The sequence below is a fragment of the Streptomyces sp. NPDC079020 genome, from assembly GCF_044542225.1.
Taxonomy (GTDB): Bacteria; Actinomycetota; Actinomycetes; order Streptomycetales; family Streptomycetaceae; genus Streptomyces.
The window spans coordinates 485,427-509,593 of sequence record NZ_JBITUB010000003.1; the positions used below are offsets into that span (position 1 = coordinate 485,427).

The 24,167-nt window shown below is 70.9% G+C and carries 21 protein-coding genes; 8 read left to right on the forward strand and 13 right to left on the reverse strand.

Going from position 1 to position 24,167, the window contains the following annotated elements; all coding sequences use genetic code 11:
- Positions 1-23: 23 nt before the first annotated feature.
- The 3 genes from ACIGJO_RS09270 to ACIGJO_RS09280 form a co-directional block, all read right to left on the reverse strand.
- Positions 24-719, reverse strand: a complete 696-nt coding sequence (locus tag ACIGJO_RS09270) for a GNAT family N-acetyltransferase (RefSeq protein WP_399954362.1) — start codon at positions 717-719, stop codon at positions 24-26.
- Between the two features lie 89 nt (positions 720-808).
- Positions 809-2,698 (reverse strand): IucA/IucC family protein, encoded by a 1,890-nt coding sequence (locus ACIGJO_RS09275; RefSeq protein ID WP_399954364.1) that lies wholly within the window; start codon positions 2,696-2,698, stop codon positions 809-811.
- 29 nt (positions 2,699-2,727) lie between these two features.
- Positions 2,728-4,122: a diaminobutyrate--2-oxoglutarate transaminase family protein gene (locus ACIGJO_RS09280; RefSeq protein ID WP_399954367.1), complete on the reverse strand. Its 1,395-nt coding sequence runs from the start codon at positions 4,120-4,122 to the stop codon at positions 2,728-2,730.
- Positions 4,123-4,449: 327 nt separating this feature from the next.
- On the opposite strand from ACIGJO_RS09280, the gene ACIGJO_RS09285 reads away from it, so the two are divergent.
- Positions 4,450-5,670 (forward strand): trypsin-like serine peptidase, encoded by a 1,221-nt coding sequence (locus ACIGJO_RS09285; RefSeq protein WP_399954371.1) that lies wholly within the window; start codon positions 4,450-4,452, stop codon positions 5,668-5,670.
- A gap of 172 nt (positions 5,671-5,842) precedes the next feature.
- Here ACIGJO_RS09285 and hflX read toward each other — a convergent pair whose 3' ends face one another.
- The 6 genes from hflX to miaA form a co-directional block, all read right to left on the reverse strand.
- The gene (gene hflX / locus ACIGJO_RS09290) at positions 5,843-7,363 is read right to left on the reverse strand and encodes a GTPase HflX (protein ID WP_399954373.1); all 1,521 of its coding nucleotides are present in this window, start codon (positions 7,361-7,363) and stop codon (positions 5,843-5,845) included.
- 171 nt (positions 7,364-7,534) lie between these two features.
- The gene (locus tag ACIGJO_RS09295) at positions 7,535-8,986 is read right to left on the reverse strand and encodes a M1 family metallopeptidase (protein WP_399954376.1); all 1,452 of its coding nucleotides are present in this window, start codon (positions 8,984-8,986) and stop codon (positions 7,535-7,537) included.
- Between the two features lie 105 nt (positions 8,987-9,091).
- A complete protein-coding gene (locus ACIGJO_RS09300) occupies positions 9,092-11,254 on the reverse strand; it encodes a RelA/SpoT family protein (protein WP_399954379.1) in 2,163 nt (720 codons plus the stop codon).
- Between the two features lie 177 nt (positions 11,255-11,431).
- The gene (dapF, locus tag ACIGJO_RS09305) at positions 11,432-12,304 is read right to left on the reverse strand and encodes a diaminopimelate epimerase (protein ID WP_399954382.1); all 873 of its coding nucleotides are present in this window, start codon (positions 12,302-12,304) and stop codon (positions 11,432-11,434) included.
- Positions 12,305-12,389: 85 nt separating this feature from the next.
- Entirely contained in the window at positions 12,390-12,827 is a 438-nt protein-coding gene (locus tag ACIGJO_RS09310) for a hypothetical protein (protein ID WP_266927847.1), read from the reverse strand.
- A 102-nt stretch (positions 12,828-12,929) separates the two neighbouring features.
- Complete coding sequence (gene miaA / locus ACIGJO_RS09315) at positions 12,930-13,868, reverse strand: tRNA (adenosine(37)-N6)-dimethylallyltransferase MiaA (protein WP_399954385.1); 939 nt, start codon at positions 13,866-13,868, stop codon at positions 12,930-12,932.
- A gap of 160 nt (positions 13,869-14,028) precedes the next feature.
- Here miaA and ACIGJO_RS09320 point away from each other — a divergent pair, with 160 nt between their 5' ends.
- A complete protein-coding gene (locus tag ACIGJO_RS09320; RefSeq protein WP_399954387.1) occupies positions 14,029-14,265 on the forward strand; it encodes an antitoxin in 237 nt (78 codons plus the stop codon).
- Positions 14,266-14,444: 179 nt separating this feature from the next.
- On the opposite strand, the gene ACIGJO_RS09325 is transcribed toward ACIGJO_RS09320, so the two are convergent.
- Positions 14,445-15,185, reverse strand: a complete 741-nt coding sequence (locus ACIGJO_RS09325; protein ID WP_399954390.1) for a class III extradiol dioxygenase subunit B-like domain-containing protein — start codon at positions 15,183-15,185, stop codon at positions 14,445-14,447.
- Positions 15,186-15,279: 94 nt separating this feature from the next.
- Positions 15,280-16,800, reverse strand: a complete 1,521-nt coding sequence (gene miaB, locus ACIGJO_RS09330) for a tRNA (N6-isopentenyl adenosine(37)-C2)-methylthiotransferase MiaB (protein ID WP_399954393.1) — start codon at positions 16,798-16,800, stop codon at positions 15,280-15,282.
- A gap of 147 nt (positions 16,801-16,947) precedes the next feature.
- Between miaB and ACIGJO_RS09335 the strand changes: the two genes are divergently transcribed.
- Positions 16,948-17,946, forward strand: coding sequence for a TAXI family TRAP transporter solute-binding subunit (locus tag ACIGJO_RS09335; protein ID WP_399954396.1), 999 nt, complete (start codon positions 16,948-16,950; stop codon positions 17,944-17,946).
- A 93-nt stretch (positions 17,947-18,039) separates the two neighbouring features.
- Here the strand turns inward: ACIGJO_RS09335 and ACIGJO_RS09340 are convergent, their stop codons facing one another.
- Both ACIGJO_RS09340 and ACIGJO_RS09345 read right to left on the reverse strand, forming a co-directional pair.
- Entirely contained in the window at positions 18,040-19,434 is a 1,395-nt protein-coding gene (locus ACIGJO_RS09340; protein ID WP_399954399.1) for a sensor histidine kinase, read from the reverse strand.
- Positions 19,435-19,449: 15 nt separating this feature from the next.
- Complete coding sequence (locus tag ACIGJO_RS09345) at positions 19,450-20,142, reverse strand: response regulator transcription factor (RefSeq protein ID WP_399954402.1); 693 nt, start codon at positions 20,140-20,142, stop codon at positions 19,450-19,452.
- Between the two features lie 381 nt (positions 20,143-20,523).
- On the opposite strand from ACIGJO_RS09345, the gene ACIGJO_RS09350 reads away from it, so the two are divergent.
- From ACIGJO_RS09350 to ACIGJO_RS09370, 5 genes are all read left to right on the forward strand, one after another.
- Complete coding sequence (locus ACIGJO_RS09350; RefSeq protein WP_399954405.1) at positions 20,524-21,309, forward strand: amino acid ABC transporter ATP-binding protein; 786 nt, start codon at positions 20,524-20,526, stop codon at positions 21,307-21,309.
- A 32-nt stretch (positions 21,310-21,341) separates the two neighbouring features.
- Complete coding sequence (locus ACIGJO_RS09355) at positions 21,342-22,265, forward strand: glutamate ABC transporter substrate-binding protein (RefSeq protein ID WP_399954408.1); 924 nt, start codon at positions 21,342-21,344, stop codon at positions 22,263-22,265.
- Positions 22,266-22,329: 64 nt separating this feature from the next.
- Entirely contained in the window at positions 22,330-22,473 is a 144-nt protein-coding gene (locus tag ACIGJO_RS09360) for a hypothetical protein (RefSeq protein WP_399954411.1), read from the forward strand.
- Positions 22,470-23,117 (forward strand): amino acid ABC transporter permease, encoded by a 648-nt coding sequence (locus ACIGJO_RS09365; RefSeq protein ID WP_266924547.1) that lies wholly within the window; start codon positions 22,470-22,472, stop codon positions 23,115-23,117. Before ACIGJO_RS09360 ends, ACIGJO_RS09365 begins: the two co-directional genes overlap by 4 nt.
- A complete protein-coding gene (locus ACIGJO_RS09370; protein WP_399954415.1) occupies positions 23,114-24,073 on the forward strand; it encodes an amino acid ABC transporter permease in 960 nt (319 codons plus the stop codon). The genes ACIGJO_RS09365 and ACIGJO_RS09370 overlap by 4 nt, the downstream gene beginning before the upstream one ends.
- Positions 24,074-24,167: the final 94 nt, after the last annotated feature.

A 24,167-nucleotide genomic window follows, 5' to 3' on the forward strand; every position in this document is an offset into this window, starting at 1 on the left:
GTGTGGGCAATACGGCGAGTTGTTCACAGCTGGGCACGGTGCGCTCGGTCGCGGACCATCAGTGCGGCGCGCTTGGCGGGGAGTTCCACTTCGGCACAGAAGCGGAAGCCGGCGCTGAGAAACGCGGATACGGAGGGGGTGTTGCGCAGGTCCGGCTCCGCCACGACGCGTGCGCACAGGGGGAGGTTGTCGAGCACGAGGTCGGCGACCGCGCGGAGCAGTGTGGTGCCGATGCCTCTGCCTCGGTTGTTCACGCCTCCGATGAGGAGATGGATGCCGGTGTCGTGGGGGCGGGCCGGGTAGTGGCGCGCCAGGGGGTCCAGGTCCGCTCGGTAGATCTCCCAGTAGCTCATCGGCTTCCCCCCGAGCACGCCGAGACAGGGGATGCTGCGCCCGTCGCCTTCGAGCTGTGGCCGGAGGTGGTCGGCGGTGACGGTCTCGGGTCCGGCGAGTTCCCAGAAGGCGGCGACCGCGGGGTCGTTCATCCAGCGGCTGAGCACGGCGAGGTCGCGGTCCGGACACACCGGTACCAGGCGGAACTCTCCGGCGGTTGTGGTGACGGGGCGCCAGGAGGCCGGATCGCCGAGCAGGTCACAGGCGGCTGACCGGGGGCCGGCCGCCCTCGATCCGTCGCGGAACAGGGCCAGGAGTTCCTCGGAGAGCCTCAGGTCGAGGGTGTCCTCGGCGCCGGTGCCGGTGTGCGCGTCTGCGGGGGGCACGGTGAGGCTCTCCTCTCATGGCTTCGGACGGTCGGATCCCCGGACGCCCACGGCAGCGGGTGCGCGCCGGGGACACGGGGATCAGCGGGTCAGGGGCTCAGCGGATTGTCGATGGTGACGTACACCGACTGGGTGTCCACCGGCCCCTCCAGCTCGTCGAGGCCGTGCATCCGGGTCAGCAGATTGGCCTTGCAGCGCAGTTGCCGGGTCTCCAGGAGGTACGCGGGCAGGGGTGAGCCCATTCCTGCGGCCCCGGTGAGGAACCGGCGGAAGGCGGCGAGGAGCACCTGTTCGTCGGCGAGGCGCTGGGCACCAAAGGCTCCGATGAGGCCGAACACGTTGTTGATGCCGAGGTAGTAGGCGAAGCGCTCGTCGGTGACGGAGTCGGAGACGAAGGTGTCGCTGACGGAGCCGATGCCGGGGAGCCGGTGTTCCAGCTCGGCACGGTGGGATTCGCGGAAGTAGTAGCCCTGGTTGTCCCGGTAGCGGCCGCCGATGGGCCAGCCGTCGTGGTCGAGCAGCACCAGTGTGTTCTGCTGATGGGCTTCCAGTGCCACCCCCGCGGTCGCGTCCAGCCAGAGGACGGGGCGTACGACACGGTCGAGGTAGCGCAGGAACCACTCGGCGCAGACGGCTCCGGTCGTCCGGCCGGTGCGCGCGGCCAGTGCGGAGACGATCTCCGCGAGCCGGGAACTCATGTGGGTGCGGCCCGGCCAGGGGCGCTGCGCGGTGAGTGCGGCGATGCACACGGCGTCGTCGCCCGGTCCGAACGGGTTGTGGCGGAGCATGACATCGAGGCCCGGTACGGGGCGGCCGTCCGGGCTGTCGACGGCGAGCCAGGCGGGGTCCCTGATGATGTCGAAGCCGGGGTGGGCCTGCTGCCACTGTGCGGCGAGCCCCGTGCCGAGCAGCCGGTGGACCTCCGCGCCCCGGTGGAGTTCCTTGCGGAGGTTCTCGCGGCGGGAGTTGGTGATGCGTACGCCGAGGGTGAGCTTGAGCATCACGTTCGCGCCGGGCCGGTACACGGTACGGACGGAGGAGGTGGGGTGCCAGGGCTCGCCGTGCGGGCCGAGGTCGTGGAGCAGGCCCGCGTCGTGGAGCGCCAAGACGTCGGGGCGGCGCCGCAGTTCGGCGGCCTGCCAGGGGTGCAGCGGGAGCGCCGCGGCGTTCTCGGGGACGCGGAGTCCGTCGGTGTGGGGGGCCAGGAGTGCCTCGGCGGAGACCGGGCCTTCGTGGTCGGTCCAGGAGGATCCGGTGGCCAGCACCGAGCGGTCCACGGCGATCCAGTGGAGCGGGAACGAGCCGTGCGACTCGGGCGAGTATCGGCGGGATTCCGACTCGGAGAGGCCTTCGCGGCTCTTGGGCGTGGGGTGCATCGGGTGTCCCAGCAGCAGGGACTGTTCGGCGGTGAGGAACGGTCCGGACCCGGCGGGGGCCTCGGGTGTGCGCCGCCGCTGGGCGATGAAGGCGGCGGTGTGGCGTACGGAGTCGGCGACCCTGGCCACCAGATCGGTGCCGTTGTGGCGGTCGGCCTCCCGGCCGAGCAGTGCCGCGACGGTGACCGCTTCGGCGGGCGGCGCGCCCTCGGGCGCGCCCTCCAGGACCGGCGGGCCGAAGCGGTGCGCTCCGGTGGCGGACCAGTAGAGGACCGGGGCGAGCAGAGCCGTGCCGGTGGCGGGGAGCGGGATACGGAGGGTGCCGAGGCCGGGTCGGGGCAGGTCGTTCTCCCGGGTCCAGCAGCGCAGGAGGTTCTCGGTGCCCGCGGCGTCCGCGGCCCGGAACGGGTCCGGGTGGTCCAGCGGGTCCGCCGGTGCCGGGCCGCCGGGGGTGCCGGTGGAGACGCGCCGGTCCCGGCGGGGGACGGCCTTCTGGCGCGGCACCGTCGCCGCCTCGACCGTGCAGGGGCCGGCCGGTCCGTCCTGCCCTCGGTGCTGGTGGGAGAGAGGGCCGTCGGCCTCGGGTACGGGTGTGGGGTTCACGGCGGTCTTCCTTGTGGGGGTGTCCGGGGTCAGTGGATCGACCCGGCAGCGGCCCGACGGTTCGGCGAGCGCTCGGCGGCTGTCAGCGCGTCGGCGAGGCGGTCGATGACCGCGGTTGCCTGTTCATCGGTGAGGGTGAGGGGTGGGAGCAGTCGGACCACGGCACCGTGGCGTCCGCCGAGTTCGACGATGAGGCCGCGGCGCAGGCATTCCTGCTGGACGGCGCGGGCGAAGGCGGGGTCCGGTGGCGGCGGGGCCGCGCCGTCTTCGGCCGTCGTGGGGAGCGGTGCGGCCTCGGGGTCGACGAGCTCCATGCCGATCATCAGGCCGCGTCCCCGGACGTTGCCGATGCCCGGATGGTGCGCGCCCAGTGACCGCAGACGCGTGAGCATGCGCTCGCCCAGGGTCGCGGCGCGCTGGGCGAGCCCGTTCTCCCGTACGTGGGCGAGGGTGGCCGCTCCCGCCGCCATGGCGAGCTGGTTGCCCCGGAACGTGCCCGCGTGGGCCCCCGGCTGCCACAGGTCCAGCTCGGAGCGGTAGACGATCACGGCGAGCGGGAGGGAGCCTCCGATCGCCTTGGAGAGCACCATGACATCGGGCACGATGCCGCTGTGCTCGACGCCCCAGAAGGCTCCGGTCCTGCCGACCCCGGTCTGTACCTCGTCGGCGATCAGCGGGATGGACCGGTCCTCGGTGATCCGCCGCATCCGGCGCATCCAGCTGTCGGGGGCGGGGTTCACTCCGCCCTCCCCCTGGACGGGTTCCAGGATCATTCCGGCCGGGGCGGGTACGCCGCCCTTCTGGTCGTCCAGGAGGTGTTCGGTCCAGTGTGCGGCGATGGCCGCGCCGCGCTCACCGCCGATCCCGAAGGGGCAGCGGTAGTCCTGGGGGAAGGGCAGCCGTGTCACCCGGATGTCCTGGGCACCGCCCGAGGCTTCGAGGGCCCCGGCGGTCATGCCGTGATAGGCACCGGTGAAGGCCAGCAGACCGCTGCGTCCGGTCGCGGTGCGGACGAGCTTGAACGCCGCCTCGACGGCGTCCGTGCCCGCGGGGCCGCAGAACTGGATGCGCGCGTTGTCGGCGAGCCCCGGGGGCAGAGTGGCGAACAGCTCGGTCGTGAAGGCGTCCTTGACCGGCGTGGCGAGGTCGAGCACATGCAGGGGGGCGCCGGAGTCGATGACCTTTCTGATCGCCTCCAGCACCACCGGGTGGTTGTGCCCGAGCGCCAGCGTGCCCGCCCCGGAGAGACAGTCGAGATAGCGCCGTCCGTCCGCGCCCTCGATGGTCAGGCCGCGTGCCCGTACGGGCACGATCGGCAGGGAACGCGCATACGTCCTGGCGGCGGACTCACGCAGCGACTGGCGCCGCAGAATGCCCTCGTGTGCGGAGGGCGGTACCACCGGAGCTGGTTCGGTCACGGCCACAGCTGTTGTCCTCCTGCTGTCACGGTTGCGCTGCACGTCGTCGCGTTGTCACGGGGGCGGACACCACGGGTGAACGCCGCCCCGGTGTGCCCCGTACGTACCAACGACACGGGCCGCCGGGGAGCACGGGGAAATCGGAAGATCCTTGCGGACGCGGAACCACGGCCCTGCCGCGCACCGTCCCCATCGGCACCGGCATAGTGGGGGCCGCACTCAGGACAGGAGCGGTCGTTCCGGCGCCCCGAGTTCCCGATGTACCTGAAGTGCCCGATGCAGCCGAAGAGAAGTACCGAGTCACGAGTGTCGAAGTCCCAGGGGGATCACCAGATGCGACCCATTCGCCCGACCGATGCAGCACGCCGTGGGAGGAGCGCACGCCGCACGCCCGCCCCCGTGCTCGCCGCCGCAGCCGTCGCCACCGTCCTGGCGCTCACCGCCACCGCCTGCGGGCCGGAGGAGGACAACGCGAGCGTCACGCCGAGCGGCTCCGCGGCCCAGTCCGACAGCAAGGTCACGATTCCGGACGACCTGAAGAACCGGCTCAAGGAGCACGGGATCGACCCGGAGAAGTGGAGGGACGGCGAGTGGAAGAACTGGGACAGGGACAAATGGCTGCGTGAGGCCAAGGACTTCGTGAACCCGATCATCGAGGGTCTCTGGGACCCGGACCGGATGCGCGATGCCGACAAGTCCCCGGAGAAGCCGGTCGACAACGACATATCCGGCGACGAGGGCGTGACGGACCCGACCCCCGCCCCGGTCCAGGCCGCGGCCGTGCCGACGCCGTACCACGACAGCGCCCCGGAGTCCGGGAAGCTGCTCTTCGACGGTCCCGACGGATCGATGGTCTGCTCCGCGACCGTGGTGAAGGACCCCGCGAACCCCGGCAAGTCCAACATGGTGTGGACCGCGGGGCACTGTGTGCACGCGGGGAAGAAGGGCGGCTGGTACCGCAACATCGCCTTCGTCCCGGCGTACAACAACAGCGGGCTGTCGCTCGCCGAGCTGGAGAGCGCCCCCAAGGAGAAGATCGCGCCGTACGGCGTCTGGTGGGGTCAGTGGGCCCAGACGTCCGAGCAGTGGATCGCCGAGGGCGCGTCGGTCGGCGGGCAGGGCGCTCCGTACGACTTCGCGGTGCTGCATGTGACGCCGGAGAAGGGCGCGTCGGGCAAGTCTCTTGAGGAGACGGTCGGTTCGGCGCTCCCGGTGGAGTTCAACGCCCCGGCCGTGCCGGAGATCGCGGACATGACGGCGACCGGCTACCCGGCCGCCCCGCCGTTCGACGGCCAGAAGCTGCTCCAGTGCGAGGACAGGCCGGGCCGTCTCTCCGTCGTCAAGGACGAACCGACGATGTACCGCATCGGCTGCACGATGACCGGCGGCTCCTCCGGCGGCGGCTGGGTCGCGGCGGGCCAGGACGGCAAGCCCGCCCTGGTCTCGAACACGTCGATCGGCCCGGTCACGGCCGGATGGCTGGCCGGCCCGCGCCTGGGCAAGGAGGCCAAGGGCATCTACGAGGCGGTCAGCAAGAAGTACGCGGGCCAGTAGCCCGAACGCGCGACCGGGGCCGGGCGTTCGGCCCGGCCCCGGTCGCGCGACCGCCGGTATCAGCGGTCGGCGGTCCCGATTCCCGCGTCACGCCCGAAGGCCCGTGCCGGGGAGGCCTCTCGGTCTCCCCGGCACGGGCCTTCGGTCCGTACGGCTGTGGCGGCGTGCGCCGTCAGTGCGCGGCGGGAACGAACACCGCGAGCTCCGCGGCCAGTTCCTCGTGCACCCTCGCCTTGAGCAGCGTGCCCTCGGAGGTGTGCTCCTCGGAGATCACCTCTCCCTCGGCATGCACCCGGGAGACGAGGCCGCCCTGGATGTAGGGCACCAGCGCCTCCAGCTCGACCGACGGCCTCGGCAGCTCGTCGTCGATCAGCGCCAGCAGCTCGTCGATCCCGGCGCCGGTCCGTGCCGACACCGCGATCGCGTGCTTCTCCACACGCAGCAGACGCTGAAGGACCACCGGGTCCGCGGCGTCCGCCTTGTTGATCACGACGATCTCGCGCACATTCACCGCGCCGACGTCCCGGATCACCTCACGCACCGCGGCGAGCTGCTCCTCCGGCACCGGATGGGAGCCGTCCACCACATGCAGGATGAGATCGGACTCGCCGACCTCCTCCATGGTGGAGCGGAACGCCTCGACGAGGTGGTGCGGCAGATGCCGTACGAAGCCGACGGTGTCGGCCAGGGTGTAGACACGGCCGCTCGGGGTCTCCGCCCGGCGCACGGTCGGGTCCAGGGTGGCGAACAGCGCGTTCTCCACCAGGACGCCCGCACCGGTGAGCCGGTTGAGCAGCGAGGACTTGCCCGCGTTGGTGTATCCGGCGATCGCGACCGAGGGCACCTTGTTGCGCCTGCGCTCCTGCCGCTTGATCTCGCGGCCGGTCTTCATCTCCGCGATCTCCCGGCGCATCTTCGCCATCTTCTCGCGGATCCGGCGCCGGTCCGTCTCGATCTTGGTCTCACCGGGACCACGCGTGGCCATGCCGCCACCGCCGCTGGACCCGCCGCCACCCATCTGACGGGAGAGCGACTGACCCCAGCCGCGCAGACGCGGCAGCATGTACTGCATCTGAGCCAGCGAGACCTGCGCCTTGCCCTCACGGGACTTGGCGTGCTGGGCGAAGATGTCGAGGATCAGGGCGGTCCGGTCGACCACCTTGACCTTGACGACGTCTTCCAGGTGGATCAGCTGGCCCGGGCTCAGCTCACCGTCGCAGACGACGGTGTCGGCCCCCGTTTCGAGAACGATGTCGCGCAGCTCCAGTGCCTTGCCCGAGCCGATGTACGTGGCCGGGTCGGGCTTGTCGCGCCGCTGGTAGACGGCGTCGAGCACCTGGGCACCGGCGGTCTCGGCGAGAGCCGCGAGCTCCGCGAGGGAGATCTCCGCGTCGTGCACCGTCCCCGAGGTCCAGACACCGACGAGCACCACGCGCTCCAGGCGCAGCTGCCGGTACTCGACCTCGGTGACGTCCTCGAGCTCCGTGGACAGCCCCGCCACGCGTCGCAGTGCGGCACGCTCGGAGCGGTCCAGCTGGTCACCGTCCCGCGCTCCGTCGATCTCGTGGCTCCAGGCGACGTCCTCTTCCATCAGGGCGTCCGCCCGAAGGCTTTCGTTGAGGCTCTCGGTGGCGTTCTCCGTGGCGCTCTGCGCGTCCTGCGCGTCCTGGGGAAGGGAAGAAGAGGAGGTCATTGGATCCTTACGTCGATAGAAGTCGGTTACGTCAGTCACAACGCGTGACCTGCCCGGATGATTCCCAGGGCGGGAATCCCGGGGCGGCCGCGGTGCCGACCCGTTGATAGTGGCATGACCCTGCCCGGAGCGTCACTCGGGTTTTCCGGTGCCACGGCCGGCGCGGGCGGCTCACTGCTCGGCGGGCTTCTGGCTGCGCCAGTCCGGATGTCCGGGCATCGGCGGCGTCTTCTCCGCGTAGAGCCAGGCCTCGAAGAACCCGCTCAGGTCCCGTCCCGCGATCCGGGACGCCAGCCGTGTGAAGTCCGCGGTGGCCGCCGACTCGTCCCGGTACCTGTGCACCCAGGTCCGCTCCAGCCGGTCGAAGGCAGCGTCGCCGATCTCCTGCCGCAGCGCGTAGAGGACGAGCGCGCTGCCGTCGTACACCACCGGCCGGAACAGGCTGATCTTCTGCCCCGGGACCGGGGCGTCCGGGTGGGCCGGGGGGCCTCCGGCCGCGCGCCACGCGTCGGACCGGGTGTACGCCTCGCGCATCCGGCGCTCCAGCGGCTGCTCGGCGTGCTCCTCCGCGTAACGGGCCTCGTACCAGGTCGCATGTCCTTCGTTGAGCCACAGGTCGGACCAGGAGTGCGGCGAGACACTGTCGCCGAACCACTGGTGGGCGAGCTCGTGGACCATGACGGAGTCGACGTACCCCTGGGGGTAGGCGGTTTCGGTGAACAGCGACTTCTCGAAGAGGGAGAGCGTCTGTGTCTCCAGCTCGAACCCCGTCGCGGCGTCGGCGATCAGCACGCCGTACGTCTCGAAGGGGTAGTCGCCGACCTGCTGTTCCATCCAGGCCAGCTGGCCGGGGGTCTTCTTCAGCCAGGGTTCCAGCTTCTCGCGGTCGGCCGCCGGCACGACGTCACGCACCGGGAGGCCGTCCGGTCCGGTGCGCCGCACCACGGTGGATCCGCCGATGGAGACCTGGGCCAGTTCGGTGGCCATGGGGTGTTCGGTGCGGTAGGTCCAGGTCGTCGTCGCGCCGTGCCGGGTACGGTCCGCGGACAGGCCGTTCGCGACGACGGTCAGGTTCTCGGGGGCGGTGACCCGGAAGGTGAAGTACGCCTTGTCGGCCGGATGGTCGTTGCCGGGGAAGACCCGGTGTGCGGCGTCGGCCTGGTTCGCCATCACGAGCCCGTCGCCGGTGCGGACCCAGCCACCGTTGTTCTGGTCCCCGTTGGGATCGCTGGTGTGTCTCACGGTGATGCTGAGCGGCACACCTGCCGGGAGGCGGCCCGGCGCCCGGACGATCAGGTCCTCGCTCTTCGTGACGAAGTCGGACTTCAGACCGTTGACCTCGACATCGCGGACGGCACCGTGGGTGAAGTCGAGGTTGATCCACTCCAGCGGCGCGGTGGTCCGGGCCGCGATCTCGGTGACGGCATCGAGAGGTTCGGTGTTGCTGCCGTGGTAGGTGAGGGCGATGTCGTACGCGAGCACGTCGTAGCCGGGGTTGCCGAGCTCGGGGAAGAGCCGGTCGCCGATGCCGAGGGGCTCGGGCGCGGGAAGGGTGGCGGCGACGAGGGTGACCGATGCGGTGGCCAGAAGAGCGGCCCGCAGCCGGCGGGAGGTGAGCGGCATGGACTACGGCTACCAGCGACCGTCCGCCGCGCGTGTGTGGCGCGCGCCGCACCACCCGAACGAGATCGACCCGTCCGGGCCCGGAACGCGGTGGTCGGAGCCCCGTCAGCCCGTGGCGGCCGGGTGCTGGGCGCGGCTCACATCGTAGACCCCGGCGACATCGCGCATGGCGCGCATGAGGGCGGGAAGACCCGCGGCGTCCGGGAGCTGGAGGGTGTAGGTGTGCCGGACCCGCTGTTCGCTGGGCGGTTCGACGGTGGCGGAGACGATCGCCGCGTCGGCCGTCGCGATCGCCTCGGTGAGGTCGGCGAGCAGCCGGGGGCGTCCGAAGGACTCGGCGACCAGTGTGACCCGGCATTCCGAGCCGTCGCCCCAGTCGCCCGTCCCGTCCCAGCGGGCCGCGACCGGTGCGCGGCCGATCGCCCGCATCCGGGCCACGGCCGGGCACTCCTGGCGGTGCACGGTGACGGCGCCGCCGCGTACGAGGAATCCGGTGATGCGGTCCGGGGGCACCGGAGTGCAGCAGCCGGCCAGACGTACGGGGGCGTCCGGACCGTCCAGCACGACGCCGGCCGTGCGGGCGGGGTTCCCGGTCCGTCCGCCCGCCGCGTTCTCCGGGCCGCCGGCCGCGGGCTCGGCCTGCTGGGGCCCGGGTCCGACGGGCCGCGTGGCGTCGGGGATCCGGGCGGCGTCCGGGTGGGTGTCGAGCCAGCCGGTGATCGCGATCCGCGCGGCCGGGGTACGGGCGTGGTCGAGCCAGTCGGGCGAGGGACCGGACGCGGCGTCCTCGGTGAGCAGCGGCTGCACGGTGTCGCCGTCGCTGAGAACCGTACTGAGCGTGGCGAGGCGGCCGTTGACCCGGGCACCGATGCAGCCGTGCGCCTCCTCGCCGTACTGCGCGTACGCGGCGTCGACGCAGCTGGCCCCGGCGGGGAGACCAAGCGTTCCCCCGTCGGTACGGAACACCGTGATCTCGCGGTCCTGGGCCAGGTCGGCGCGCAGGGTCCGCCAGAAGGTGTCGGGGTCCGGTGCCGACTCCTGCCAGTCGAGGAGCCTGGAGAGCCAGCCGGGCCGGGTCGGGTCGGCGCGCTCGCCGTCCGCCTGTTCGGCCTGCTGCGCCGCGGTGGCGCCGTCCGTGGTGTACGGATTGCCGAGGGCGACGACGCCCGCCTCGGCGACCTTGTGCATCTGGTGCGTGCGGATGAGGACTTCGGCGACCGCGCCGTCCGGACCGACGACCGCGGTGTGCAGCGATTGGTACAGGTTGAACTTGGGGGCCGCGATGAAGTCCTTGAACTCGGAGATCACCGGGGTGAGACAGGTGTGCAGTTCGCCGAGCACGGCGTAGCAGTCGGCGTCCTCGGCGACCAGGACGAGCAGCCGCCCGAAGTCGGTGCCCCGCAGTTCTCCGCGTTTGATCCTGGCCCGGTGCAGTGAGACCAAGTGCCGGGGTCTGATCAGGACTTCGGCGGTGATGCCGGCGTCCCGCAGCGTGGTCCTGACGCTGTCGGCCATGGTGCCGAGCAGATCGTCCCCGGCTCCCCCGGCGGCGGTCAGGGCCTGGGTGTGCGCGTACTCGTCCGGGTGCAGGATCGCGAAGACGAGGTCTTCGAGTTCGGTCTTGAGCGCCTGCACTCCCAGGCGTTCGGCGAGCGGGATGAGCACGTCGCGGGTGACCTTGGCGATCCTGGCCTGCTTCTCGGGCCGCATCACCCCGAGCGTGCGCATGTTGTGCAGCCGGTCGGCGAGTTTGATCGACATGACCCGGACGTCGTTGCCGGTGGCCACGAGCATCTTGCGGAACGTCTCGGGTTCGGCGGCCGCGCCGTAGTCGACCTTCTCGAGTTTGGTGACGCCGTCGACGAGGTAACAGACCTCTTCGCCGAACTGCTGGCGCACCTGGTCGAGTGTCACCTCGGTGTCCTCCACGGTGTCATGGAGGAGTGACGCGGTCAGGGTCGTCGTCTCGGCGCCCAGTTCGGCGAGGATCAGCGTCACGGCGAGCGGGTGGGTGATGTACGGCTCGCCGCTCTTGCGCATCTGGCCCCGGTGGGAGGACTCCGCCAGGACATAGGCCTTGTGCAGGATGGTGAGGTCGGCGTCCGGGTGGTGGGCGCGATGGGCCTCGGCGACATGGCCGATGGCGGCGGGCAGCCGGTCGCGGGAGACGGGCCCGAGCAGCGCCACCCGGCCCAGCCGGCGCAGATCGATGCGGGGACGGCCCCGTTTGCGAAGGGGAGCACCTGGGTTGGTGGCCTCTGCACTCATGGGGGCGCCTCCGGCAACGTCGGCCGGCGGTGGGAGGACACGGATGCGTCTCCGGGCCGGTGCTTGATGCTACCGACCCCACCACGTGGCGCAGTCCGGCTCTCGCCGAGCGTGAAACGGATCACCCATTCGAGCGAAGCCGTCGGCGTGTCCGGGACAGCCTTTACGGGCTGTCCCTCAGCCGGTCGCCGATTCGAGCCAGGCCGGATCGATGACGCCTTCCGCGACGATCACCGCGGGGCCGGTCATCTCGATCCCGCCGTCCGGGTACTCGGTGATGACCAGGGTGCCGCCGGGCAGATCCACCGTGTACGTGGCGGCCAGGCCGGTCAGCGCGGGGTCCACGCCGTCCCTGCGGGCCGCGGCGACCGCGACGGCGCACGCGCCGGTGCCGCAGGAGCGGGTCTCTCCCGAGCCGCGCTCGTGGACGCGCATCGCGACGTGACGCGGTCCCCGGTCGACGACAAACTCGATGTTGACCCCGTCGGGGTAGACGGCCGCCGGGCTGAACGGAGGTACGGAGCGAAGCTCCCCGGCGTGCGCGAGGTCGTCGACGAACGTGACGGCGTGCGGATTGCCCATGTTGACGTTGCGGGCTTCCCAGCTGCGGCCGTCGACGGTGACGGTGACGCCCTCGTCCGGCAGCAGGGCGCGCCCCATGGAGACCGTGATGTCGGCGCCCTTGGCGAGGTGGACCCGCTTGACGCCGCCACGGGTCGCGACGGCGAGATCGCCCTCCTCGACGAGCCCGGCGCGCTGGAGGTAGCGGGCGAAGACCCGTACGCCGTTGCCGCACATCTCGGCGATCGAACCGTCCGCGTTGCGGTAGTCCATGAACCACTCGGCCTCGTCCGCCATCGCCCGCGCCTCGGGGTGCGCCGCGGAGCGTACGGCGTGCAGCAGGCCGTCGCCGCCGATACCGCCCCGGCGGTCACAGAGGCGGGCGACGACAGCCGGTGGCAGGGCGACGGTGTTGTCGGCGTCCGGAACGATCACGAAGTCGTTGTCCGTGCCGTGGCCCTTGAGGAAGGCGATCTGCGAGGTGCTCACAGGGCAACTGTACGAGGCGGCACCGACAGTCCGCGAAACCGGGGACGGGCCGGGCGGTGGCCGCCCCGCCGGACGGCGGTCCCCGTCAGCGGAGGCGGTCCACGCGCCAGACGGCCAGCGCGACCAGTGCGGCGCACACGGCGACGTACAGGGCGAGCACGCGCCAGTCGGGGCGCTCACCGCTGCCCCTGGCCGGCAGGCCGGGCCAGGTGTAGCCGACGCGGCGGGCCGCCATCATGCCCCAGCCGGCCGCGCAGCAGCTGATCAGAAGCCCCAGCATGGCGACCACCGCGCCGCCGCCGCCGAACTCGAAGGCGAGGGGGAAGGCGAACATCAGGGAGCCGACGGTGGCCAGGATGACGATCGGTGCGAGCTGCCAGATCCGCAGTCGGCGCGCCGGGCGGAGCTCGACCTCCACCTCGGGGGTGACGTCGTGCTCATCGGGCCCGTCGGGGCTCAGTGGTCCCGCCGTGTGCCGCGCATCCGGTGCGTCTCGTTCTGTGTCGCGAGGGCCGGCCTCCATCGCCACGCGCCCTCCCAACTCGGACTGGTCGATCGATGCTCGATGATGGCACGCCCACGGGTGCCGAAATGACGGCCGGAGCTTCCCGATGCCATCACGTGATCAGGCTGTAACCGCTCGTTCGACCAACGTCAGCGCGCGGTGCGGGAGTTCCCCGCGCTGCGCCTCCGTACCGCTGAGCCATTGCACACGCGGGTCGCGTCTGAACCAGGAGTCCTGACGGCGCGCGAAGCGTTTGGTGGCGCGCACGGTCTCGGCCCGCGCCTCTTCCTCGGTGCACTGTCCGGCGAGGGCTGCGAGCACCTGCTGATAGCCGAGCGCGCGGGAGGCCGTGAGCCCCTCGCGCAGTCCTTCGGCCTCCAGGGCGCGCACCTCGTCCACCAGACCGTCCTCCCACATCCGGTCGACGCGCGCCGTGATGCGTGCGTCCAGTTCCGGGCGGTCGACGTCGACGCCGATCTGTACGGCGTCGTAGACCGCCTCGCTCCCGGGGAGGTTGGCCGTGAACGGCTTGCCGGTGATCTCGATGACTTCGAGGGCGCGGACGATGCGGCGCCCGTTGCTCGGCAGGATGGCGCGGGCGGCGTCGGGGTCCGCGACGGCCAGCCGGGCGTGCAACACGCCGGAGCCGCTGTCGGCGAGTTCCCGCTCCAGGCGAGCCCGCACCTCGGGATCCGTGCCCGGGAACTCCAGGGCGTCGATGGCGCCCTTCACGTAGAGGCCGGATCCGCCGACGAGGACGGGGGTACGGCCTTCGGCGAGCAGCCGGTCGATCTCCAGCCGGGCCAGCCGCTGGTACTCGGCGACGCTGGCGGCCTCGGTGACGTCCCAGATGTCCAGCAGGCGGTGCTCCACACCGCCGCGCTCGGGAAGCGTCAGTTTGGCGGTGCCGATGTCCATGCCGCGGTAGAGCTGCATGGAGTCGGCGTTGACCACTTCACCGTCTAGCTGCTGGGCGAGGAACACCCCCAGATCGGACTTTCCGGCCGCGGTGGGGCCGACGACGGTGATGACGCGGGGGGCTGAAGCGGGACTTGTCACCGCCACAGTCTCGCAAATGTACGGCTGCTTCCCGAACGTACCGAACGGCGTCCGAAACGGCGCCATCGCCCGCCCTCCCCAGCAAAATCGGCGGTAACGGACAATGGGGTGGGAGAGAGCACCCGTACACAGACAGTCCACTCCGCACGGAAGGTGCCCCATGGGTTTCCTGGACAGCCTCAAGGCCAAGCTGGCTCCGGCCAAGGACAAGGTCGGTGACCTCGCGCAGCAGCACGGGGGAAAGATCGAACAGGGTCTGGACAAGGCCGCGCGCACAGTGGATGAGAAGACCAAGGGCAAGTACAGCGACAAGATCGTGTCCGGTACGCAGAAGGCGAAGGACGCGGTGGACCGCCTGGGCCACAAGGACGAGGGCGGCAAGCCGCCGGCCTCCTGATCCGGGGCACGCGTTCGGGTGTCCGGCTCCTGACGGGCGTCCGGTCCTGACGGGGCCGGGGCGGATGTGATCGAGCGTGCTGCCGGACGGCCGTGGAGCGAGCGTGCTCCGCGGCCGTGCGGCGTGCGCGCCCACCGCCCCACCGCTCGTGGCGGGGGGCGGTGCCGGCTACCGCGGGGTCACGACCAGGCGGCGACGGTGTACCCGACGCCGTAGGGGGCGTCCTCGTACAGGAGCCGGCCGCCCAGGCCCGTGCCCTCGGCGGCGCCCGCGAGGACCTGCCAGGGGGCGCGGCCCGCCGCCTTCAGTTCGTACGCGAGCGGCTCGTCGAGCGCGCGGAGCGCGGCGAGATCCGCGGCGCCCAGCGCCGCGCCCGCCCGCGCGTCGAACTCCGCGGCCCGCTCGTCCAGATACCCCGGCGCCTTCAGCGTGCGGCAGGCGCTGCCGTCGCCCATCACCAGGAGAGCGACGCGGCCGGCCGCGGCCGCCAGTTCCCGGCCCGCCGCCGCGCAGCGCTCCCCGCTCAGGGTCTCCGCCACGCCGAGTCCCTCGACGGGCGCACCGGCCCACCGCGCCCGGTCCAGCAGCCATGCGCCGACGGCCAGGGAGAACGGCAGCGGCCGGGACGCGACGTCCGGCGAGGACTCGCCCACAGGCCCCGTCACGGGCGCCGCGCCCAGGCGTACGTCCAGATCGACCCCGAAGCCTCCGAAGGAGCCGACAGCGCCCTCCAGGTGCCGTCCACGCCCCTCCTCGCCGGCGGGGCCGATCACGACCAGCAGATCGGGGCGGGAGGCGGCGAGCACACCCAGGGCGTCGAGGCACGCGCTCCGCGCGGCATCGAGCTCGGGCGCGGCTCCGGCGGCGACCTCGGGCACCAGGAGAGGCGGGCAGGGGCACACGGCGGCGGCGACAAGCATGCCGGTCAGCGTACTGCGGGGCGCCGCGCCGGGTCCCGCGGTCTCCGGAGCACCAGCGGGTGAAGGGCCCGCCGGTGCTCCGGGCACCGAGGTGTCAGACGCCGCCGCAGCCGGAAGCCGCCGCGGCCGGGAGCGGCGCAGGGGCGCCGATGCCCGGCAGGCCGAGCATCACACCGGTGGGCCGGGGGGCCGCGGCGGTGGTGCGCTTCTCCCACGCGTCGCCCGCGCGTGTGCTGCGCACGCCCAGCGGGGCGCCTTCCGCCAGCAGGTGGTGCGGTGCGGCGTAGGTGATCTCGACGGTCACCACGTCTCCGGGGCGCACGGTCCGGGAGGGCTTGGTGAAGTGGACGAGGCGGTTGTCGGGCGCCCGGCCGGAGAGACGGTGGGTGGCACCGTCCTTGCGGCCCTCGCCCTCGGCGACCATGACGTCCAGGGTGCGGCCGACCTGCTTCTTGTTCTCCTCCCAGGAGATCTCCTCCTGGAGTTCGGACAGGCGCATGTAGCGCTCCTGCACGACCTCCTTGGGGATCTGGTCCTCCATGTCGGCGGCCGGGGTCCCGGGCCGCTTGGAGTACTGGAAGGTGAAGGCGTTCGCGAAGCGGGCCTCGCGCACGGCGTGCATCGTCTGCTGGAAGTCCTCCTCGGTCTCGCCGGGGAAGCCCACGATGATGTCGGTGGAGATGGCGGCGTCCGGCATCGCGGCGCGCACCTTCTCGATGATCCCGAGGAAGCGCTCCTGCCGGTAGGAGCGCCGCATCGCCTTCAGGACCGTGTCGGAGCCCGACTGCATCGGCATGTGGAGCTGCGGCATCACGTTCGGGGTCTCGGCCATCGCGGCGATGACGTCGTCGGTGAAGTCGCGCGGGTGCGGCGAGGTGAAGCGCACCCGCTCCAGGCCCTCGATCCTCCCGCAGGCGCGCAGCAGCTTGGAGAAGGCCTCGCGGTCGCCGATGTCGGAACCGTAGGCGTTCACGTTCTGGCCGAGCAGGGTGATCTCGGACACGCCCTCGGCGACGAGTGCCTCGATCTCGGCCAGGATGTCGCCGGTGCGGCGGTCCTTCTCCTTGCCGCGCAGCGCGGGGACGATGCAGAAGGTGCAGGTGTTGTTGCAGCCGACGGAGATGGAGACCCACGCCGCGTAGGCGGACTCGCGGCGGGTGGGGAGCGTGGAGGGGAACGCCTCCAGGGATTCGGCGATCTCGATCTGCGCCTCCTCCTGGACGCGGGCGCGCTCCAGCAGTACCGGCAGCTTGCCGATGTTGTGCGTGCCGAAGACGACGTCCACCCAGGGGGCCCGCTCGACGATCGTGTCGCGGTCCTTCTGCGCGAGGCAGCCGCCCACCGCGATCTGCATCCCGGGCCGCTTGGTCTTCATCGGGGCGAGCCGGCCGAGGTTGCCGTAGAGCTTGTTGTCGGCGTTCTCCCGTACCGCACAGGTGTTGAAGACGACGACGTCGGCGTCACCGTCGGAACCCTCGGGTGCGCGTACGTAGCCGGCGTCCTCCAGGAGCCCCGACAGCCGTTCGGAGTCGTGAACGTTCATCTGGCACCCGTAGGTGCGCACCTCGTAGCTTTTCTTGACGTCCACTGCTTCGCTCCGGTTGCCGCTGCTCATGCGACAAGGGTAGGCGGTTGTGGCGCGCCTCCCCGCGTCCCTCCCCTCGCACCTCCCCGCCGCGGCCGCCGCGGGGGACTGCCCGGCACTCCCCGCCGAGGGCCCCGGGCCTGGCCAGCACGGGTGTGAGCTGGCAGGATCGCGGCCATGCTCCACGCCCTGTCCCGATTCGGCCGACGGCGCACCGTTCAGGCGGGTGCCGCTCTCGCGGTCGTTCTCGGGCTGCTGCTGTGGTGGGTGCTTCCGCTGGGGGGCACGGCGCCGAGCGGTTCGCTGACCTTCTCCACGGGCGTGCACAGCGGGGTCTACCAGCGGTACGGCGAGCGGCTCGAAGGGGCGCTCGCCAAGGACATGCCCAAGGTGTCCATACAGCTGCGGACCAGCGAGGGCTCGCAGCAGAACCTCGAACGGGTCGCGACGGGGAAGGCCGACTTCACCATCGCCACCGCCGACGCCGTCGCCACCTATCTGCGGGACGGCAAGCCCGGCTCGCAGCGGCTGCGCGGCTGTGTCCGGCTGTACGACGACTACATCCAGCTGGTCGTGCCCCGGGACTCCGAGGTGCGCAGGGTCGCCGATCTGCGGGGCAAGCGGGTGGGGGTGGGACAGCAGGGTTCGGGGGTGCGGCTGGTCGCCGACCGGCTGATGAAGGCCGCGGGCATCGATCCGGCGTCCGGCATCACGCCGGTGCCGGCCGGTATCGACACGATGCCGACCCGGCTGGCCGAGGGCCGGCTCGACGCGTTCTTCTGGTCGGGAGGTCTGCCGACCAGCGCGGTGCAGGAGCTGTCGGAACGGTACGCCGTCCGGCTGGTGCCGCTGGAGGATCCGCTGATCGCGAAGCTCCAGGCGGCGGGCGGACCCACCCGCTTCTACCGTTCGGCGGTGATGCCCGCCGACGCCTATCTGAACGCGCAGCAGGGGCAGTCCGTGCCCACGGTCGCCGTCGCCAATCTGCTGGTCACCACCGACCGTACGGATCCGGCGATGACCGAGGCCTTCACCCGGACCGTGATCAACAGCAGGGACCGGATCGGGCGCGAGGTGCACGCGGCCCAGCTGGTGGACCTCCGGACGGCGATCTACACCGACCCGCTCCCCCTGCACGAAGGGGCCGGGCGCTACTACCGCTCCGTCAAGCCCTGAGCGCCCGCACGAGCCCTGAGCGCGCGCCCGCGCGAGTGCGGGTGCGCGACCGCCGGGCGCGGGTGCGCGACCGCCGGGCGCGGGTGCGGCCGCTCAGCCGTGCGGGAGGTTCCGCGGCACCGACACCGTCACGCGCAGCCCGTGCGGCTCGTGCCGGGCGTAGGAGATCGAGCTGTCGCCCGCCGCGAGCAGCACCCGGGTGATGGACAGCCCGAGGCCCGACCCCTTGACGTTCTGGTGGCGGTTGCTGCGCCAGAAGCGGTCGCCGATGCGTTCCAGTTCCTGCTCGGTCAGCCCCGGTCCCCGGTCGGCGACCACGACCGTCGCGCGGGCGGCGCCGGCGGCGACCGTGACGCGTACGTCCTCGCCCGGCGGCGTGAACTTCAGGGCATTGTCGATCACCGCGTCGAGGGCGCTGGAGAGGGCGATGGGGTCCGCCCACGCGGTGACCGCCGCCGCGCCGTCGAGCGTCAGGACGACGCCCTTCTCCTCCGCGACCGGCCGCCAGGAGGCGACCCGCTCCGCCGTGAGCGCGCCGAGGTCTGTGAGCTTGAGGTCGGCCTCGGCGTGCTCGGCCAGCGCGAGGCCGAGGAGGTCGTCGAGGACCTGCGCCAGACGCTTGCCCTCCGTACGCACCGAGGCGATCTCCTCGTTCCCCTCGGGGAGTTCGAGGGCGAGGAGCTCGATGCGCAGCAGCAGCGCGGCCAGTGGGTTGCGCAACTGGTGCGAGGCGTCGGCGACGAAGGCGCGCTGCTGCTCCAGCACGTCCTCGACGTTGTCGGCCATCTCGTTGAACGAGCGGGCCAGGCGCCTGAGTTCCGGCGGTCCGCCGGATGCCGCGACCCGCGAACGCATGCGGCCGACGGCGATGTCGTGGGTGGCCGCGTCCAGGATCCGCACGGGCAGCAGCACCCAGCCCGTGAGCCGGAACGCCGCGCCGACCGCGACGAGCATCGCGAGTGCCTCGCCCAGCGCGATCAGCAGCCAGCCGTGCAGCGTCCGGGACCGCATCCCACCGGTGGGTGAGTCGATGACGACGACGGCGACGACATCCCCGTCCCGCACGACGGGCGAGGCGACGACGATCCGGCCGGTCTGCCAGGGCCAGACCTGGGGCGGATCATGGGAACGGCGGCCGAGCAGAGCCTCCTTGAACGCCTCCCGCCCCTCCCCTGCTGCGGGCAGGCTCCAGCCGGACGGGGCCTTCGCCAGCGGTCGGTCGTCCCGGTAGAAGACGCCCACCCGGATCCCGTACACGGAGTCGTACGCCTCCAGCTCCGTCTGGAGCGTGCGCCGGCGTTCGTCGTTGCCCGGCATGGGCTCACTGACGAACTGCGCCAGCGCGGCGAACCGTGCCGTGTCGTCGATCCGGTCGATGACGACGCGCTGCTGTTCGGCGGCGGCCACGCTGACGGCCAGCGGGAAGCCCAGTGCGAGCAGAACGGCCGCCATGAGAATGATGAGCAGCGGAAGCAGGCGGGTGTGCACCGGGAACGTACGCCCCTACGCGGACGGCGAGACGAGCCGGTAGCCGACGCCCCGCACAGTCTCGATCAGTGCGGGCAGCCGCAGCTTGGAGCGCAGGGAGGCGACGTGCACTTCCAGCGTGCGGCCCGTCCCCTCCCAGCTGGTGCGCCACACCTCACTGATGATCTGTTCCCGGCGGAACACCACACCGGGCCGCTGGGCGAGCAGCGCGAGGAGGTCGAACTCCTTGCGGGTGAGCTGGACTTCGTCCCCGTCGACGCTGACCCTGCGGGTCGGCAGCTCGATGTGGACCGGCCCGAGCCGCAGGGCGGCGACGGGTGTGGGCGCGGTGTCCTCGCCGGGCAGGGTGCGCCGGGCGACCGCGTGGATACGGGCGAGCAGCTCGCCGGTGTCGTAGGGCTTGACGACATAGTCGTCGGCGCCGAGGTTGAGCCCGTGGATGCGCGAGCGCACATCGGCGCGCGCGGTCACCATGATCACCGGGGTCGAGGTCCGTTTGCGGATCTTGCCGCAGACCTCGTAGCCGTCCTGATCGGGCAGCCCGAGGTCCAGGAGGATGACCCCGAAGGGCTCCCTCTCCGCCGGGAGCAGCGCGCGCAGCGCCTCCTCGCCGTTGCGTGCGTGCACCACCCGGAAGCCGTGCCGGGCGAGCACGGCGGACAGGGCCGCCGCGACGTGATTGTCGTCCTCGACGAGCAGAAGTCTCATGCCCCTCCTCTCCGTCTCCCCGGCGCCGCGGGGCTCTGTGCCACGTACGGATGTCGCATGGCATTACGTGCTGTTACATGGCGATACATGGCGTTTCACTCCGCGTGGTCTCTGTGAGACTTCCCGTTCAGCGGCGTTTCACGTCCGTTCGCCTCAGGGCATCCACTCCGATGACGGGCACGCCAGTCAAGGGCCCACCGGTTACAGCAGGGTTTCCGTTATGCACCCGGTACGCCCCGGCCGCACTCCGGGCGTCCTGTTCACGCGGAGTGTCCGGTTGCCGCCGGATCGTTATGCTCAATTTCCGCTCAGATGTAATGACGCTGGTCGCACTGCGTCACTAGTGTCCTTGCCAACCGAGGAGGACGGAGCAAGAAGCCGATGAGCGGAGTTTCAGTGACCAAGGCCGCCGAGGATGCCGCCCCTGCGGCGAACGACCTTGTCGTACTGAGCAACGTCAACAAGCACTTCGGCGCGCTGCATGTGCTCCAGGACATCGACCTGACCATCGCCCGTGGCGAGGTCGTGGTCGTCATCGGGCCCTCCGGGTCCGGCAAGTCCACGCTGTGCCGCACCATCAACCGCTTGGAGACGATCGACTCGGGAGCGATCTCGATCGACGGCAGGCCGCTGCCCCAGGAGGGCAAGGAGCTGGCCCGGCTGCGCGCCGACGTGGGCATGGTCTTCCAGTCGTTCAATCTCTTCGCGCACAAGACCGTGCTGGAGAACGTCATGCTGGGCCAGACCAAGGTCCGCAAGACCGACAGGAAGGCCGCGGAGGAGAAGGCCCGCACCCTGCTCGACCGGGTGGGCGTCGGCGTGCAGGCCGACAAGTACCCGGCGCAGCTCTCCGGCGGTCAGCAGCAACGCGTCGCGATCGCACGGGCGTTGGCGATGGACCCCAAGGTCATGCTCTTCGACGAGCCCACTTCGGCGCTCGACCCGGAGATGATCAACGAGGTCCTCGAAGTCATGCAGCAGCTGGCCCGGGACGGGATGACGATGATCGTGGTCACCCACGAGATGGGCTTCGCCCGGTCCGCCGCCAACCGTGTCGTCTTCATGGCGGACGGGAAGATCGTCGAAGAGGCCTCGCCCGACCAGTTCTTCAGCAATCCGCGCAGCGACCGGGCCAAGGACTTCCTGTCGAAGATCCTTCACCACTGACGACAACGACCAACGACATAAGGACTGTTCAGATGAAGCTCCGCAAGTCGGCCGCCGTCGCGGCCATCGCCGTGCTCGCCCTGACCGCGACCGCCTGCGGTGGCAAGGAGGGCTCGGCCGGTGACAAGCCGTCCGGGACCAAGCCCGGCGCCTCCAACGCTCCCGAGCTGCCGACGTACACCGTCGCGACGGGCATCGACCTGGACTCCCCGGTCTTCAAGGAGGCCAAGAAGCGCGGCAAGCTGGTCATCGGTGCCAAGGCCGACCAGCCGTACCTGGGCTTCGAGGACCAGTCGACCAAGGAGCGCTCCGGCTTCGACATCGAGATCGCCAAGATGATCGCCGCCGACCTCGGCTTCTCCGCCAAGCAGATCGAGTGGAAGACGGTCGACTCCGGCATCCGCGAGACGGCGATCTCCAAGGGCCAGGTCGACTACTTCGTCGGCACGTACACGATCAACGACGAGCGCAAGAAGCAGGTCGGCTTCGCGGGTCCGTACTACAAGGCGGGCGCCGACCTGCTGGTGCGCAAGGACGAGAAGTCCATCACCGGCAAGGACTCGGTGAAGGGCAAGAAGGTCTGCTCGATCGTCGGCTCCACTCCCCTCCAGGAGATCAAGAAGCCGGAGTACGGTGCGAGCGTCGTCGAGCTCGCCAAGTACTCGGACTGCGTGCAGCAGCTGCTGACGAAGCAGATCGACGCCGTCACCACCGACGACTCGATCCTCAAGGGCTACGCCGCCGCCAACTCCGGCAAGCTCAGGGTCGTCGGTCAGCCGTTCACCGAAGAGCCCTACGGCGTCGGCATGAACAAGGACGACAAGGTTCTGCGCGAGGCGATCAACAAGTCGCTGGAGGCGCACGTCAAGGACGGCACGTACAAGAAGATCTACGAGGCGACGCTGGGTCTGTCCGACGCGGAGTACACCGAGCCGCCGGCCATCGAGCGTTACTGACGCGGAGCCGCGGCCGAAGGCGGCCCCGCCGCCGAGGCCGCCCCGCCGTCCCGTCACTGATGCCGTGCGTGCGTCCGAGACCGACGCCGTGCCCGTGACCGAAGCGTCCCGTACGCCACCGCTGCCGCTCCCGCCGGGCACGGTGTGCGTACGGGGCGCCCCTTCCCCTGCCCTGATGCCGCTGACCGCCGACGCGGAGACCTCATGAACGTACTGCTCGACAATTTCCCAGAGTTCCGCGACGGCTTCATAGGAACAGTGTCGATCACCGCCGTCAGCTCGGTTATCGCCCTGGTTCTCGGTGTCGCCATCGCCGGATTCCGGGTCTCGCCCGTGCCGCCGCTGCGGTTCTTCGGCACCGCCTGGGTGACGCTGCTGCGCAACACCCCGCTGACCCTGCTCTTCCTGATCTTCTTCTTCGTCGTCCCGGAGATCCTCTTCCCGGGCATGAGTCCGTTCCTGCTCGGCTCGCTGGCCCTCGGCTTCTACACCTCGTCGTTCGTCTGCGAGGCGGTCCGTTCGGGCATCAACACCGTGCCGCTGGGACAGGCCGAGGCCGCGCGCTCCATCGGTATGACGTTCGCCCAGACGCTGCGGATCGTCGTGCTCCCGCAGGCCACGCGGACCGTGATCCCGCCGTTGAGCAGCATCTTCATCGCGCTCACGAAGAACTCCGCGATCGCGGGCGCCTTCAGCGTCACCGAACTGTTCGGCTGGCAGAAGCTGATGAGTGACCGGGGTTACGAGATCGCTCCCGTCTTCATCTGGGTGGCCCTGGGCTACCTGGTCGTCACCTTTGTCATCAGCGGCCTGTTCCGGCTGCTGGAGCGTCGCATGGAGGTCGCCCGATGAGCGCCAGCGTTCTCTACGACGCGCCGGGTCCCAAGGCCGCCGTACGCAACCGGATCTACGCGGTCATCGGCACTCTCGCCATCCTGGCGCTGCTCGCCGTCAGCGTCGTGCGGCTGTCCGACAAGGGGCATCTGGCCCCCGAGATGTGGGACATCTTCAACTACTCGGGCATCCGGCAGAACATCGCCGACTCCCTCGTCGCCACCCTGAAGGCCTTCGGTCTGGCCGCGGTCGGCTCACTGATCCTGGGTGTGGTGCTCGCCGTCGCCCGGCTCTCCGACCACGCGCCGGTCCGCTGGGCGGCCACCACGTTCATCGAGCTGTTCCGCTCGATCCCGCTGCTGATCACCATCTACGCCATCTGGGTCGGGTTCCTCACCGACTACTCGATGTGGGCCCTGGCGCTCGGCCTGTCCGTCTACAACGGCTGTGTGCAGGCCGAGGTGCTGCGGGCCGGCATCAACTCGGTGCCCAAGGGACAGAGCGAAGCGGCCTACGCCCTGGGCATGAGCAAGACCCAGGTCATGGTCAGCGTGCTGATCCCGCAGGCCGTCCGGGCCATGCTGCCCACGATCATCGGCCAGCTCGTGGTGACCCTCAAGGACACCTCGCTGGGCTTCATCATCCTGTACCCGGAGCTGCTCCAGACGGCCCGGCTGATCGCCTCCAACACTCAGGTCAACGGCCAGTACCCGTACGTCTCGACGATCGCCGTGATCGGCACCATCTACGTCGCGATGTGTCTGCTGCTGTCGGCGCTCGCCACCTGGATCGAGAAGCGCGGACGGCGTGCCAAGACCGGCATCCCGGTCGTGGCCGCCGCCGGAACCGCGGACGTTCTCACCGCGCCCGGCGGCACGGGGGGCGCAGGGGGCGCAGGATCCGCCGAAGCCACGGGTAAGGGCAGTACCGACGGGTCCAACGGGTCCGACGGGACCGGTGTGGCGAAGAACTGACCCTCTTCACCAGGAGCATTCGAGGCAGCGGCGCACGCGTCGCTGCCTCGGTCACTTGACGCACGCACCCCCAGTGGGTTGCATACGTTCTGTG

Coding starts and splice junctions, on each gene's coding strand:
- ACIGJO_RS09285 (WP_399954371.1), top strand. CDS start 4,450: ATGCGACCCATTCGCCCGACCGATGCAGCACGCCGTGGGAGGAGCGCA.
- hflX (WP_399954373.1), bottom strand. CDS start 7,363: ATGACCTCCTCTTCTTCCCTTCCCCAGGACGCGCAGGACGCGCAGAGC.
- ACIGJO_RS09295 (WP_399954376.1), bottom strand. CDS start 8,986: ATGCCGCTCACCTCCCGCCGGCTGCGGGCCGCTCTTCTGGCCACCGCA.
- ACIGJO_RS09300 (WP_399954379.1), bottom strand. CDS start 11,254: ATGAGTGCAGAGGCCACCAACCCAGGTGCTCCCCTTCGCAAACGGGGC.
- ACIGJO_RS09310 (WP_266927847.1), bottom strand. CDS start 12,827: ATGGAGGCCGGCCCTCGCGACACAGAACGAGACGCACCGGATGCGCGG.
- ACIGJO_RS09320 (WP_399954387.1), top strand. CDS start 14,029: ATGGGTTTCCTGGACAGCCTCAAGGCCAAGCTGGCTCCGGCCAAGGAC.
- ACIGJO_RS09325 (WP_399954390.1), bottom strand. CDS start 15,185: ATGCTTGTCGCCGCCGCCGTGTGCCCCTGCCCGCCTCTCCTGGTGCCC.
- miaB (WP_399954393.1), bottom strand. CDS start 16,800: ATGAGCAGCGGCAACCGGAGCGAAGCAGTGGACGTCAAGAAAAGCTAC.
- ACIGJO_RS09335 (WP_399954396.1), top strand. CDS start 16,948: ATGCTCCACGCCCTGTCCCGATTCGGCCGACGGCGCACCGTTCAGGCG.
- ACIGJO_RS09345 (WP_399954402.1), bottom strand. CDS start 20,142: ATGAGACTTCTGCTCGTCGAGGACGACAATCACGTCGCGGCGGCCCTG.
- ACIGJO_RS09350 (WP_399954405.1), top strand. CDS start 20,524: ATGAGCGGAGTTTCAGTGACCAAGGCCGCCGAGGATGCCGCCCCTGCG.
- ACIGJO_RS09355 (WP_399954408.1), top strand. CDS start 21,342: ATGAAGCTCCGCAAGTCGGCCGCCGTCGCGGCCATCGCCGTGCTCGCC.
- ACIGJO_RS09365 (WP_266924547.1), top strand. CDS start 22,470: ATGAACGTACTGCTCGACAATTTCCCAGAGTTCCGCGACGGCTTCATA.
- ACIGJO_RS09370 (WP_399954415.1), top strand. CDS start 23,114: ATGAGCGCCAGCGTTCTCTACGACGCGCCGGGTCCCAAGGCCGCCGTA.